This is a genomic window from Pantoea sp. X-Soil-OKNW-556, from assembly GCF_059730695.1.
In genome coordinates this window covers 3,713,700-3,726,463 of the sequence record NZ_AP035990.1, presented here as the reverse complement: position 1 = coordinate 3,726,463, position 12,764 = coordinate 3,713,700, and the positions used below count along the sequence as shown (strand labels likewise).

13 protein-coding genes are annotated in these 12,764 nt (G+C 54.9%); 11 read left to right on the top strand and 2 right to left on the bottom strand.

The genetic code is table 11. The features are described 5' to 3' along the window. Positions 1-11 precede the first annotated feature (11 nt). The 5 genes from AC6I8T_RS17315 (at position 12) to AC6I8T_RS17295 (ending at position 4,496) form a co-directional block, all read left to right on the top strand. Entirely contained in the window at positions 12-551 is a 540-nt protein-coding gene (locus AC6I8T_RS17315) for a PadR family transcriptional regulator (RefSeq protein ID WP_021186377.1), read from the top strand. Positions 552-746: 195 nt separating this feature from the next. Beyond that, complete coding sequence (locus tag AC6I8T_RS17310) at positions 747-2,228, top strand: UbiD family decarboxylase (RefSeq protein ID WP_208723639.1); 1,482 nt, start codon at positions 747-749, stop codon at positions 2,226-2,228. Between the two features lie 11 nt (positions 2,229-2,239). After that, positions 2,240-2,818: a UbiX family flavin prenyltransferase gene (locus tag AC6I8T_RS17305; RefSeq protein ID WP_021186379.1), complete on the top strand. Its 579-nt coding sequence runs from the start codon at positions 2,240-2,242 to the stop codon at positions 2,816-2,818. A 10-nt stretch (positions 2,819-2,828) separates the two neighbouring features. Beyond that, positions 2,829-3,551: a DUF554 domain-containing protein gene (locus AC6I8T_RS17300; RefSeq protein WP_208723640.1), complete on the top strand. Its 723-nt coding sequence runs from the start codon at positions 2,829-2,831 to the stop codon at positions 3,549-3,551. Positions 3,552-3,620: 69 nt separating this feature from the next. Then, positions 3,621-4,496 carry a LysR family transcriptional regulator gene (locus AC6I8T_RS17295; protein ID WP_021186381.1) on the top strand — a complete coding sequence of 292 codons (876 nt, stop codon included), beginning with the start codon at positions 3,621-3,623 and terminating at the stop codon, positions 4,494-4,496. A gap of 80 nt (positions 4,497-4,576) precedes the next feature. Here AC6I8T_RS17295 and AC6I8T_RS17290 read toward each other — a convergent pair whose 3' ends face one another. Beyond that, the gene (locus tag AC6I8T_RS17290) at positions 4,577-4,864 is read right to left on the bottom strand and encodes an Rdx family protein (RefSeq protein ID WP_021186382.1); all 288 of its coding nucleotides are present in this window, start codon (positions 4,862-4,864) and stop codon (positions 4,577-4,579) included. A 245-nt stretch (positions 4,865-5,109) separates the two neighbouring features. On the opposite strand from AC6I8T_RS17290, the gene AC6I8T_RS17285 reads away from it, so the two are divergent. Genes AC6I8T_RS17285 through AC6I8T_RS17265 form a run of 5 tightly spaced genes read left to right on the top strand, consistent with a single transcriptional unit; the run spans position 5,110 to position 11,176 of the window. Next, the gene (locus tag AC6I8T_RS17285; RefSeq protein WP_021186383.1) at positions 5,110-7,506 is read left to right on the top strand and encodes a TonB-dependent receptor domain-containing protein; all 2,397 of its coding nucleotides are present in this window, start codon (positions 5,110-5,112) and stop codon (positions 7,504-7,506) included. A 51-nt stretch (positions 7,507-7,557) separates the two neighbouring features. After that, complete coding sequence (locus AC6I8T_RS17280; RefSeq protein WP_497834177.1) at positions 7,558-8,589, top strand: hemin-degrading factor; 1,032 nt, start codon at positions 7,558-7,560, stop codon at positions 8,587-8,589. Beyond that, entirely contained in the window at positions 8,586-9,410 is an 825-nt protein-coding gene (locus AC6I8T_RS17275) for a heme/hemin ABC transporter substrate-binding protein (protein ID WP_497829497.1), read from the top strand. Before AC6I8T_RS17280 ends, AC6I8T_RS17275 begins: the two co-directional genes overlap by 4 nt. Then, positions 9,403-10,404 carry a FecCD family ABC transporter permease gene (locus AC6I8T_RS17270; protein WP_021186386.1) on the top strand — a complete coding sequence of 334 codons (1,002 nt, stop codon included), beginning with the start codon at positions 9,403-9,405 and terminating at the stop codon, positions 10,402-10,404. Before AC6I8T_RS17275 ends, AC6I8T_RS17270 begins: the two co-directional genes overlap by 8 nt. After that, positions 10,397-11,176, top strand: a complete 780-nt coding sequence (locus AC6I8T_RS17265; protein ID WP_208723644.1) for a heme ABC transporter ATP-binding protein — start codon at positions 10,397-10,399, stop codon at positions 11,174-11,176. Before AC6I8T_RS17270 ends, AC6I8T_RS17265 begins: the two co-directional genes overlap by 8 nt. Positions 11,177-11,257: 81 nt before the next feature. Here the strand turns inward: AC6I8T_RS17265 and acuI are convergent, their stop codons facing one another. Then, positions 11,258-12,241 carry an acrylyl-CoA reductase (NADPH) gene (acuI, locus tag AC6I8T_RS17260; RefSeq protein ID WP_208723645.1) on the bottom strand — a complete coding sequence of 328 codons (984 nt, stop codon included), beginning with the start codon at positions 12,239-12,241 and terminating at the stop codon, positions 11,258-11,260. A gap of 247 nt (positions 12,242-12,488) precedes the next feature. Here acuI and AC6I8T_RS17255 point away from each other — a divergent pair, with 247 nt between their 5' ends. Then, positions 12,489-12,608 (top strand): Rpn family recombination-promoting nuclease/putative transposase, encoded by a 120-nt coding sequence (locus AC6I8T_RS17255; protein WP_497834176.1) that lies wholly within the window; start codon positions 12,489-12,491, stop codon positions 12,606-12,608. Positions 12,609-12,764 lie beyond the last annotated feature (156 nt).

Below are 12,764 nucleotides of genomic sequence, written 5' to 3'. Positions count from 1 at the left end.
TCAGGCAGGCAATGAAACAGCATCGCGACTCTCCCTGGCACGGCGACCACGCCCAGCGTGCATTTTGTGCAGGCGCACGCAAAAAGCGTCGGGAACGTATGCTTGATGCCAGCGATATCCGCCTGTTGATGCTGCACTTTCTTGCCCAGAGCGACGCTCACGGCTATGAGCTGATCAAATCGGTTGAAGAACTCTCCAAAGGGGAATACTCCCCCAGTCCCGGTATTATCTACCCCAACCTGACGCTGCTGGAAGAAACCGATGCCATTCGCGTGGTGGATGCGCAGGAGTCGCGTAAAGCCTACACGCTTAACGACAGTGGCCGCGCGCTGCTGGCTGAAAATCGTGAAAATGTGGATACCATTATTAGCCGCTTAACCTCGCTGGCTATTCTGGTCAATAATCGCAGCATTCCGGCAGTAGAACAGGCAATTCACAATATTAAATTCACGTTAAATCATCGTCTGGCGCAGGAAAATATTTCTGAAGATGCATTGAATATTGTGATTTCCGCACTGAACGAAGCTGCGGAAAAAATTGCAAAGAGTTGATCTAAATCATTTTTACGCCAAAATTTGTTGCAATATTGTTTTATTTAAATAAACAAATAAAAACAAACGTGTAGCATAAATATCATCCAAACCAAAAAGGTTTGGGTGGTAAATATAAACGGTAGTTTTTCCCGCAATTATTCAGCGCTACTTTCCCCTCATCGCATTCACTCTGAAGCGTTAAGGGAAAAGAATATGTCTGAAACAAAAAAACAGCCGGTGCATGATCTGCGTTCGGCTATCGCATTGCTGCAAAGTCTGAAAGGCGAATTCGTCAGTACCGATACCGAAGTCGACCCCCATGCGGAACTCTCCGGCGTATACCGCTATGTTGGTGCTGGCGGCACCTGTGAACGTCCGACGCGCAAAGGCCCGGCGATGATGTTCAACAAGGTGAAAGGTTTTCCTGATGTGCGCGTGGTGACCGGCCTGATGTCCACCCGTGAACGTGTTGGTCATCTGCTGGATTGCGCGCCGGAAAAACTTGGTTTTCTGCTGAAAGATTCGGTGCATCACGCGGTGGCACCGGTAGTGATCAGCGAGAAACCCTTGTGTCAGGAAGTGGTGCATTACGCGGAAGACCCTGAGTTTGATCTGCGTACCCTGCTGCCTGCGCCAACCAATACCGAAGAGGATGCCGGTCCTTACTTCACTATGGGGATGTGCTACGCCTCCGACCCGGAAACTCACGAATCGGATATCACCATTCACCGTCTGTGCATCCAGAGCCGCGACGAACTGTCGATGTGGCTGACTCCAGGCCGCCATATTGATGCCTTCCGTGAGAAAGCCGAAAAAGCCGGCAAACCGCTGCCGATCTCCATCAGCATCGGTGTTGACCCGGCAATCGAAATCGCCGCCTGCTTTGAGCCGCCAACAACTCCACTGGGCTTTAACGAGCTGAGCATTGCCGGTGCATTACGTGGCAAACCGGTGGAACTGGCTCCCTGTGTCAGCATCAACGAGAAAGCCATTGCACACGCTGAAATCGTGATTGAAGGCGAACTGCTGCCAAATGTGCGGGTGCGTGAAGACCAGAACACTAACACCGGCAAAGCGATGCCGGAATTCCCGGGTTATACCGGCGAAGCGAAAGCCGAGCTGCCGGTTATCAAGGTGAAAGCGGTGACGCACCGTAAACATCCGATTCTGCAAACCACCCTTGGTCCAAGCGGCGAACACGTCAGCATGGCCGGTATCCCGACCGAAGCCAGTATTCTCGATATGCTGGAACGCGCGATGCCAGGCCGTGTGCTGAACGTCAATGCGCACACCTCCGGTGGCGGCAAACTGCTGGCGGTGATCCAGTTTAAAAAATCTGCGCCAGTGGATGAAGGTCGTCAGCGTCAGGCTGCCCTGATTGCTTTTGCCGCGTTCTCAGAACTGAAACACGTCATTCTGGTGGATGACGACGTGGACGTGTTCGACACCGACGACATTCTGTGGGCCATGCAGACCCGCTTCCAGGGCGATGTCGATATCGCCACCATCGCCGGGGTGCGTTGCCATCCGCTCGACCCATCGCAGCAGCCAGGCTACAGCGCCAGCATTACCCAGCAAGGGATGACCACCAAAACCATCTTTGACTGCACCGTGCCGTGGCATATGAAAGCCCACTTTGAACGTTCGAAGTTCAAAGAGGTAGATGTAAAACGTTTCCTTCCCGATTTTGAGTAAGTGAGGTTGTAGTGAGCAGAAGGCGCATTATCGTCGGCATTAGTGGCGCATCCGGTTTTCAGTACGGCATGAAGGCGCTGCAACTGCTGCGCGATCAGGATATTGAGGTGCATCTGGTGGTGACCAAAGGTGCAGAGGTGACGCGTTCCATGGAAACCACCTGGCAGCGGCAGGAGATTACCGATTTGGCGGATGAGGTGCACAGCATCAGCAATCTCGGCGCCTCGATCTCCAGCGGCTCGTTTAAGACCCTCGGCATGCTGATTGCGCCCTGCTCAATGAATTCGCTGGCGTCCATCGCACATGGGCTGACCGGCAATCTGCTGACCCGTGCAGCAGATGTGATCCTGAAAGAGCGGCGTCGGCTGGTGCTGATGGTACGTGAGACGCCGCTCAATCTGGTGCACATCCGCAATATGGCAGCAGTGACGGAAATGGGCGGGATCGTTTACCCGCCGGTTCCGGCCTTTTACCAGAAGCCACAATCCGTGGATGAAATGGTGCATCACAGTGTATCGCGTGCCCTCGACCTGTTTGATCTCGACGTCGGCAACCTGAAGCGCTGGGGTGAAAAACATAATGAAGCCTAAGGAGTAAATTATGGTAGTGGGACCCTTTGTCAACGGCAGCGCCGTGCTGATTGGTGGGATGGCAGGCGCTTTTCTCGGCACCAAAGTGCCGGAACGCTTACGCGTAGCACTGCCGATGACCTTCGGCCTGTCGTCGATGGGCCTCGGGATCGTATTGATTGGTAAGATTCACAGCTTACCGGCGGTGATTCTGGCGCTGATTATCGGTGCCGCTCTCGGTGAACTGGTGTTTCTGGAGGAGAAAATTGGCCGCCTCGGTAATCTGGCAAAAGGGCTGGTTGGGCGTTTCCAGGGTGAACAAACCGAAACCGGTCTGACGGGCGCGGCCTTTACCGAGAAGTACGTGGCGATTATGGTGTTGTTCTGCGCCAGCGGTACCGGCATTATCGGAGCGATGACCGAAGGGATGACACACGATCCCAATATCCTGTTTGTTAAATCCATTATGGATATCTTCACCGCCGCGATTTTTGCTACCTTGCTGGGTTATGCGGTAGCGGTGATTGCCGTACCACAGCTCATCATTCAGCTGGTGCTGGCGTCAGCCGCAGTACTGATTATGCCGCACACCACCGCAACCATGATGAGTGACTTTACCGCGGCGGGTGGATTTATCATGTTGGCGGCGGGTTTCCGTATCGCCGGAATTAAATCATTCCCGGTGGCGAATATGTTACCCGCGTTGGTGCTGGTGATGCCGATCAGCCATCTGTGGACGATGTTTATTCATTAAGCAGTACGACAGCCGCGGTTGGATCGGGGTTAGCCATGTCGTATCAGGCGCGAGGAGGCGCGGAGCATCATGGATCTCAAACGATTGCATTACTTTTGCACAATAGCGGAACAGGGCTCCATCAGTAAAGCCGCAAAGCTATTGAACATCGCACAACCGCCGCTGGGTAAACGTCTCCAGGAACTGGAAGAGGAAATTGGTTCGCCGCTGTTTACCCGCACCCCACGCCGTATGGTGCTGACCGAGGCCGGAACTTTTCTTTATCGTCAGGCATGCGACATCCTGAGCCGGGTCAATCAACTGAAGCGTCAGACCATCACCATTGCCACGCGTAAGCAGCGTCGGGTGAATATCGGTATCTCCTACCTGTATCTGCGCTATTTCAATACCATCCTGATGGATTACTACCGCAACCGCCCCGACTGGGATATTAACGTTATCGTGTCTGACTCCAGCCATCTGGAAGCGATGCTGCTGGATAACACCGTTGATATTGCGCTGATGCAAACCCCTGGCGATCGTCAGGCGTGGTTTGTGCGTGAGCTGGAACCGATTGATACCATTGCGGTGATCTCTTCACATTACGCGCCAATGCTGGCGGGAAAAGCGTTGCAGTTTGCCGATCTCAGCGGCATTCCGCTGATTCTGCTACACCGCATTGGTGGGGAAGGAACCTATGAAGTGCTGCGCAGTAAGCTGTTCAGTAGCCTTGAACAGGTGAACATCAGTATCAAGGTATCCGAACCCCGTCTGGTGCTGGAAATGATGGAGCAGGGGTTTGATGGTGCAGCCTTTTTACCGCGATCGGAGTTTATCCCCAGTGCGCAGGGCAGATATATGGTGTGTCCACTGGCGGAACCCTTCGCGATTTACCATCCGGCGATTGTTGCGTTGAGCACCGCGCAGGATCGCCTGCTGTGGCCGCTGGAACATGAAGTGGCGTAGCGGCGCGATTTATCGCGCGTTTTTGGCTGCGGTGCGGTTGTAAAAGAGCGCGATAAATCGCGCCGCTACGATTCAGCTCGCTAGTTTTTTTTCTTATCCACATGGCCCAGCTCCCGATCCGGGAAGCAATAATCCCGCACCCGCTGCTTTAACGCCGCCGCATCGGGGAAGCCGCCTTCCTGCTTGCGTTCCCAAATCACGTTGCCATCGATGGTGATTTCAAACACGCCACCGGTGCCGGGTTGTAACGTCACCGAAGCTAAATCATCAGCAAAAGTATGCAGCAACTCCTGCGCCATCCACGCTGAACGCAGCAACCAGTTGCATTGCGTACAGTAATGAATATTCACCGCGGGTTTCTGTGCCATGTCATCGCTCATCTTAATTAATTGATTAGTAATAAGTTAACTATGGTTAACAAATTGTGCTGTCTAAGATACATCTTAGTGTAAATGCTATTGATAATGATTACCACTTACATTACATTCCTGACGAAATCATTTATAACATAAAAAAAGTCTGTAACTTTTTACGGTTTTATATACAAAACCTGTGGTTTTCTGGCAGCAAGCAAGTGAGCGAATACTAACAATTAACCAGGTATTTCGCGTCTATGTCCTCATTATTTTCGGGGTTAACTCACCAGCGTCTTTTCAAAACGGCGATCTTAGCGTCAGCGATTCACGCGGCTTGTGGCTATGCAGCGACCAGCGATAATCAAGATCTGACCATTTCAGGCAAGAAAACCACCACCAATGAACCGGTGATGACCGTTACTGCACCGAAACAACCGTTGGTTGCTGGCAGCCGTAACACCATCTCAGCTGAAGAAATGCAAAAGCAGGGTGGTAATGATTTCGGTTCAATTATGCGTTATCAGCCGCTGGTTAGCGCGCCGGGCGCCGCAGGCGGTAGTAACACCGGCAAAAGCGGCTACACTGGCGACCGTGGTGGTTATACCGGTTATAACATCCGTGGCCTGGAAGATAACCGTGTCTCTATCGACGTAGACGGTATCGAACAGCCTTTTGCAACGGGGCGTAGCTCCGTTGGCCGCACCGGTTCAGGCACCTTCGGGATTGGCCGCGACTATATCGATCCTTACATGTATGGCTCAGTCGGTATTGTTTCCGGTGCGACCGATGTTTCCTACAAGAATAACGCCCTCGGTGGCTCGGTGTCCTTCCGTCCCAAATCACCGGATGATTACCTGTCGCCAACTAAGCAGACCTACTTCGGTTATCAGAGCGACTACGATTCTTCCAACCGTAGCTGGCACAATGGCATCACCGCCGCAGCAGGTGATGAAACCCTGCGTGGTATCGTGGTGATTAGCCGTCGTGACGGTCAGGAAACCCGTAACAATAGCGGCACTATCGATGCCTACCCGGCCAACTGGCACTCGGATGCCATCGCTGCCACCGGAATCTGGCAGCCGAACAGCGAGCATCAGTTCAGCGCCACGCTGGACTACTACCACAAAACCAATCACACCAACTTCGATTACTGGGGCACAGGCACCACGACCATTTATGGCCGTGCCGATCAGAGCAGCCAGACTCGTCGCTGGAGTGGCATGTTGAAAGATCTCTGGACGCCGGACAATAACCTGCTGGTAGATTCGCTTGAAAGCAGCATCTATTACCAGGAAACGCAGGCACACGATGATACTGCCGTGCCAGTCGCCGGTTCCGTTGCAGCGCACAATATCTATTCAGACTACAACACCAAAACCTATGGTTTTGAAACCAAAGGTGAAAAGAGCTGGCTGTTTAACAACTTCAGCTATGGTCTGAACGCCAGCATCGCGAAAACTGAGCGTCCATACTGGATGGACCCGGCGCAGACGTCTTACAACAATATCACTCCGCCAGAAGCCAACAGCCGTAGCTGGACTTTCGGGGCTTTTGTTGAAGACACCATGAGCTGGGATTTGAACGGCCATACCTTCTCCGTGATTCCTGGCGTGCGTTACGCTTATCAGAATACCAAGCCGCAGAACCTCTCCAGCATTTCGGGCGGGGATGCCGATGTATCAACGGGTGCAGTGTCAACGCTGTATGGCAAGAGCTTTAGTGATGGCCAGCTGCTGCCGTCAATCGCCTTCCAGTACAACCTGACGCCGAAAATGATGGCTTACCTGCAATACAAGCGCGGCGCACAGTTCCCGAACCCAAGCCAGTTGTATGGTTCATGGAACCTGACATCCAATTATGGTGGTTCAAATCAGTATGCACTGTTGGGTAACACCGACCTGAAAACCGAAACCAGCAATAACTTTGAGTTCGGTCTGAAAGGCGAAGCGGTTGAAGGGATCACCTTCTCCGCGGCGACCTTCTACAACAGCTACAAAAACTTTATCGACTACACCCGTTACAGCCGTAGTTCGAATCCGGAAGTCTTTACTGACATCCCGAGCAACATTGGCATTGCTTACCGTGCGGAAAACCGTGACAAAGCCTATATCTACGGTGCGGAATTCGGTAGCAAGTTCAACATCGGCACATGGGTGCCAGAAGTCGATGGCCTGAGCGCACGTCTGGCATTTGGTTATGCGCAGGGCGCGTCTAAGTCCAGCTACCTGGGTGATAAATACGTGCCGTTGGAGAGTGTGCCGCCGATGCGTCTGATTACGGGTGTGGCCTATGACGATCCCGATCAGCGCTACGGTGCAGCCGTTACCGCTACCTTTAATCATGGTAAGCGTGCAACGTATACCCAGCGTCAGACCTATACCAATGCTGGCAGCGCGATTGGCACCACCAGCAATACCTACTACCAGAATATCCCCGGTTATGCGTTGGTTGACCTGACGGCTTACTACCGCGTCACCAAAAACGTCAAGATCAGTGGCGGTATCTACAACCTGACGGATCGCAAATACTGGGACTACCTCAGCAGCCGCGATCTGGAATCCACTACCAGCAAAACCGATCAGAACTACTATGATTCACAGCTTGCTGTGATGCCCGGACGCACCTTCCAGTTGGGTGTGAACGTCGATTTCTAATAAATCACTTCGCCCTGCGGCAACGCAGGGCATTTTCATGGAGCATGCGCAATGAACGAACGTTACGAACACTATCTGGCCCTGAAAGGCGAACATCCCAAAAAATACGCCCGCGATCTGGCGGCGCTGATGGGCATTGGCGAAGCGCAACTCTGTGAGGCGCGCGTCGGCCACGATGCAAAAGCGCTGAAAACCGATTTCCCGGCACTGCTGGCCGCCCTCGAAGCGGTGGGTGAAACCAAAAGCATCACCCGCAATGAATATGCGGTGCACGAGCAGGTTGGCAAATATGAAAACCTGCACCTCGGCGAACATGCCGGACTGATCCTCAACCCGCGCGCACTGGACCAGCGTCTGTTTCCTCAGCAGTGGCATAGCGCCTTCTTCCTGCAAGAGATGACTGCGCGCGGTGAACGTCAAAGTATTCAGATTTTTGACAGGCACGGTGACGCGGTGCTGAAAATCTACACCACCGACAACACCGACATCGCTGCCTGGGATGCGCTGATAGCGCAGTTCACCACCGCAGACCAGGCCGCACTGGAGCTGACACCAGCGAGTCATCCGCAGCACAGCACGACCGTGGATGCCAGCACCATCGAAGCCGAATGGCGTGCCATGACCGATGTGCACCAATTCTTCGGCCTGCTGAAACGCCATAACATTTCACGTCAGCAGGCATTCCGCGCGGTTGCAGACGATCTGGCATGGCAGGTCAGCAATGATTCGCTGGCCCAGTTGTTGAACCAGGCGCAGCAGGACGGCAACGAAATCATGATCTTTGTCGGCAACCGTGGCTGCACCCAGATCTTCACCGGCGCGGTAGAAAAACTGATGCCGATGGATAACTGGATCAACATCTTCAACCCGGCGTTCACGCTCCATCTGCTGGCGGACCACATCAGCGAAAGTTGGGTGACGCGTAAGCAGAGCGGCGATGGTTTCGTCACCAGCCTTGAACTGTTCGCCGCTGACGGCACTCAGATCGCGCAACTTTACGGCCAGCGCAGCGAAGGTACGCCGGAGCAGGCGCGCTGGCGTGAACAGCTGGCATTGCTTACCACCCCAGGAGCTGCCGTATGAAACGTCTGACCCTGTTGTTGCTGACTGCGCTGGCACTGCCGACGCTGGCAGCGGAACGCGTGGTTTCCATTGGCGGAGATGTCACGCAAATCATCTATGCGCTGGATGCTCAGCAGGACCTGGTGGCGCGCGACAGTACCAGCCAGCAGCCTGCCCAGGCGAATAAACTGCCGAACATCGGTTATATGCGTCAGTTGAATGCGGAAGGCATTCTGGCGCTGAAACCGACGCTGGTGCTGAGTAGTGAACTGGCAAAACCATCGCTGGTGCTGCAACAGGTGGCGCAGGCGGGGGTAAAGGTGGTGGAAGTTACCGGTAAAAACAGCATTGAGGCGATCCCGGAAAAAATCGCCACCATCGGCAAAGCGTTGCATCGTGAAGAAGCGGCCAATGCCCTGACCGAGCAAGTGCAGAAACAACTGGCGCAACTGCCGAGCCAGCCACTGCCGGTGAAGGTCCTGTTTATCATGGCGCACAGCGGCATGAACACCCTGGCGGCGGGATCGCAAACCGGGGCAGATGGCGCGATTCGCAGTGCCGGTCTGGTGAATGCAATGGCGGCAGTGCCGCATTATCAGCCGCTGTCGCAGGAGGGTGTTGTGGCTGCGGCACCGGATCTGGTGGTGGTGGGTCAGGATGGCCTGCGCACCCTCGGTGGCGAGGAGAAAGTCTGGTCGCTGCCGGGACTGGCGCTGACGCCTGCCGGACAGCATCATGCGTTGCTGGTGGTGGATGAGATGGCATTGCTGAGTTTTGGTCTGGACACGCCAGATGCCATCGTCAAGCTGCGTCGTGCAGCTGAAGCGGCCAAACATGACTAGCGTTGCACTGCTGCGCTGGCTGAGCCTGATGGCCGTCAGCATGGTGATATGTATGTTGATGGCCGCCAATTTTGGCGCGATGCCGCTCTCGATCCGCACCCTGTGGCATGCGCCGCTCAGCGATATGGTGTGGCAGATCTGGCTGAATATCCGTCTGCCGCGTGTATTGCTGGCGGTACTGCTTGGCATGGCGCTGGCGGTATCCGGTGCGGTGATGCAGGGGCTGTTTCGCAACCCGTTGGCCGATCCTGGATTGCTGGGTATCAGCAGCGGAGCCGGTCTGGCAGTGGCCCTGGCGATTATTGTACCGGTGGCTTTGCCACCCATTCTCGCGTTGTGGCTGCCCATGCTGGCGGCCTTTATCGGTAGCCTGGTGGTGACGTTGCTGATATTCAGCTTTAGTCGGCTGGCACTGGGTAACCTGTCGCGTCTGCTGTTGGTGGGCATCGCCATTAACGCGTTGTGTGGCGCGGCGGTCGGGGTACTGTCGTGGATCAGCAATGATCAGCAGTTGCGCCAGTTGGCGCTGTGGGGCATGGGCAGCCTCAGCTCCGCGCAGTGGCCGAGTCTGACGGTATGTGCACTGCTGATTTTACCGACGCTGATTGCCATTCAGACGCGTGCGCGCCGTCTTAACCTGCTGCAACTCGGTGAAGAAGACGCGCATTACATGGGGATCGATGTAAAACGCACCCAGCGTCAGCTGCTGGTGCTGAGCGCGTTGCTGGTGGGAACGGCCGTTTCGGTCAGCGGGATTATCGGCTTTGTCGGACTGGTGGTGCCGCATGTGATGCGTTTCTGTCTGGGGAGCGATCATCGCTGGATGTTGCCGGGATCGGCGCTGGCAGGGGCGATCCTGTTGTTGCTGGCGGATACTCTGGCGCGCACGGTGGTGATCCCGGCAGAAATGCCGGTGGGTCTGTTAACCAGCCTGATTGGCGGCCCGTGGTTTCTTTGGCTGATCCTGCGTCAACAGAGAGGGATAAATGAGTGATCGGATGCAGGCGCGCGGTCTGCAATTTAGCCACGGCGCACGGGCGCTGATTGATAATGTTTCGGTGACTCTCGAACCGGGCAATATGGTAGCGTTAATCGGCCCGAACGGTGCCGGTAAATCTACGTTGCTGCGTTTGTTAACCGGTTTCCTTACACCGGATGCAGGGGAGTGCTGGCTGGGTGATCGCCCGCTGGCAGACTGGCCGCGTGAACCGTTGGCCCAGCGTCGTGCAGTGATGCGCCAGCAAAACACCATGACCTTCCCGATGCCAGCTGAAGATGTGGTGGGGATGGGACGTGCGCCCTGGCCGACCACGGGAGCGAAGGCGGTGATTGAGGAGGTGATGCATATCACCGGTAGCCTTGAGTTGGCACGACGTGATTATCGCTCGCTGTCCGGTGGTGAGCAGCAGCGCGTGCAGTTGGCGCGTGTGCTGGCGCAGTTGTGGCATGCGGATGGTCCGCGTGGCTGGCTGTTCCTCGATGAACCTACCTCGGCGCTGGATCTGTTCTGGCAACAGCATAGCCTGCGGCTGCTGCATCGCTTAACGCGTAATGGCCGGTTTAGCGTATGTACCGTATTGCACGATCTCAATCTGGCTTCATTGTGGTCTGATCGTATCCTGTTGTTGCATCAGGGAAAACTGGTGGCAGAGGGGGCACCGCATGAGGTGATGACCGAGCAGACACTGACGCGATGGTATCAGGCGGAGCTGGACGTGGTACGGCAAGCGGAGCAGGGCAGACCGCAAATTCAGTTACGCGCCTGAGTGACATTGCGCGATAAATCGCGCCGCTACTATTGGGTACGGTTTGTAGCGGCGCGATTCATCGCGCTTTTTTGGCAGATGCTACCGACAATCGACGATCAGACGTCCACGCACTTCACCCGCCAGCAGCTGTTCTGCTCCTTCACGCGCCGCACTCAGCGGGATCACGCGGGTGAGTTTTTGTAGTTGCTCACCATCGACCAAATCTGCCAGACGTTGCCACGCCTGCTGACGCAGCGGCAGTGGGCACATTACGCTATCTACGCCCACCAGAATCACGCCACGCAGAATAAAGGGAGCGACGCTGGTAGGCAGATCCAGACCTTGCGCCATACCGCAGGCAGCGACCACGCCATCACGTTTGATGCCCGCCAGCACGTTACTGAGCGTATGACTGCCGACACTATCGATAGAGGCGGCCCAGCGCTCTTTCGCCAGCGGTTTGCCGGGTTGACTGAGTTCATTACGATCAATGACCGACGCTGCACCGAGGGTGGTGATCAAATAGTCGCTATCGCTGGCTCGACCGCTGGAGGCCACCACTTCATAACCGAGACGCGCCAGCAGGCTGACGGCAAAACTGCCGACGCCACCGCTGGCGCCAGTGACCAGAACTGGACCGTGCTGCGGGGTAATTCCTTGTTTTTCCAGCGCCATTACGCACAGCATCGCGGTAAACCCGGCGGTGCCGATTGCCATGGTTTGCAGCGGGCTGAGTGCGGTGGGGACTTTGACCAGCCAGTCACCGGAGACACTGGCTTTCTGCGCCAGGCCACCCCAATATTTCTCGCCGACGCCCCAGCCGGTCAGCAGCGCGACATCATCCTGCTGCCATTGCGGGTGGCGACTGTTGATCACCCGACCAACAAAATCGATGCCTGGTACCATCGGGAACTGGCGTACGATTGGGCCTTTATTGCAGATAGCAAGGGCGTCTTTGTAGTTTAGGGTGGAGTAGCTAACTTCGAGGGTGACATCCTGATCCGGTAGTTGTTTTTCTTCCAGATCTTTTAGGGTAGTGCGGTATCCCTGTTCGTCATTATCAATGACCAGTGCCTTAAACATGCAGCCTCCGGCTGGTTGAGGAAAGTGGGGTCATGGTACTCCTCAAATCAGGATGCATCTAGTGAGCCAAATCAACTGCACTTCATTCGTTGCTACCCTTCGAAACATCGATGACATTCCTGAATATTTCCTGAAGGCGCTCTGAAACTCTTAAATCGCTGTGATAATTTTACCTGGTGTATTTCAGTGGGTTATACCCGTTGTTAATGTCCGTGCACTTTATATCGGACTGGCAGGTGTTACGTTTATGAGTGTTATCCCGGCCCCGCATGATTCACTGTTCAAAAGGTTTCTTAGCCACCCGCCGATCGCCAGGCAGTTCCTGGAAATCCATCTCCCGTTAAAAGGAACAGATTATGACGGTTGAACAACAATGGCGTCTGGAGTCTCGTCTGGAAGGACGACAGGAAGGACAGCAAGAAGAGCGCCATCGAGGTGACAGGCATCAGTGAAGACGAGTTACAACAACTGCGTGCCTGAATCACGGACTTAACGGTAGCGGCGCGATTTATCGCGCAGTTCC

What these genes read in the sequence shown, in the direction of transcription:
- AC6I8T_RS17270 (WP_021186386.1), top strand. Translation starts at nt 9,403, where the DNA reads ATGACTAGCGTTGCACTGCTGCGCTGGCTGAGCCTGATGGCCGTCAGC.
- AC6I8T_RS17315 (WP_021186377.1), top strand. Translation starts at nt 12, where the DNA reads ATGAAACAGCATCGCGACTCTCCCTGGCACGGCGACCACGCCCAGCGT.
- AC6I8T_RS17285 (WP_021186383.1), top strand. Translation starts at nt 5,110, where the DNA reads ATGTCCTCATTATTTTCGGGGTTAACTCACCAGCGTCTTTTCAAAACG.
- AC6I8T_RS17255 (WP_497834176.1), top strand. Translation starts at nt 12,489, where the DNA reads ATGAGTGTTATCCCGGCCCCGCATGATTCACTGTTCAAAAGGTTTCTT.
- AC6I8T_RS17290 (WP_021186382.1), bottom strand. Translation starts at nt 4,864, where the DNA reads ATGGCACAGAAACCCGCGGTGAATATTCATTACTGTACGCAATGCAAC.
- AC6I8T_RS17275 (WP_497829497.1), top strand. Translation starts at nt 8,586, where the DNA reads ATGAAACGTCTGACCCTGTTGTTGCTGACTGCGCTGGCACTGCCGACG.
- AC6I8T_RS17280 (WP_497834177.1), top strand. Translation starts at nt 7,558, where the DNA reads ATGAACGAACGTTACGAACACTATCTGGCCCTGAAAGGCGAACATCCC.
- AC6I8T_RS17300 (WP_208723640.1), top strand. Translation starts at nt 2,829, where the DNA reads ATGGTAGTGGGACCCTTTGTCAACGGCAGCGCCGTGCTGATTGGTGGG.
- AC6I8T_RS17310 (WP_208723639.1), top strand. Translation starts at nt 747, where the DNA reads ATGTCTGAAACAAAAAAACAGCCGGTGCATGATCTGCGTTCGGCTATC.
- AC6I8T_RS17295 (WP_021186381.1), top strand. Translation starts at nt 3,621, where the DNA reads ATGGATCTCAAACGATTGCATTACTTTTGCACAATAGCGGAACAGGGC.
- AC6I8T_RS17265 (WP_208723644.1), top strand. Translation starts at nt 10,397, where the DNA reads ATGAGTGATCGGATGCAGGCGCGCGGTCTGCAATTTAGCCACGGCGCA.
- acuI (WP_208723645.1), bottom strand. Translation starts at nt 12,241, where the DNA reads ATGTTTAAGGCACTGGTCATTGATAATGACGAACAGGGATACCGCACT.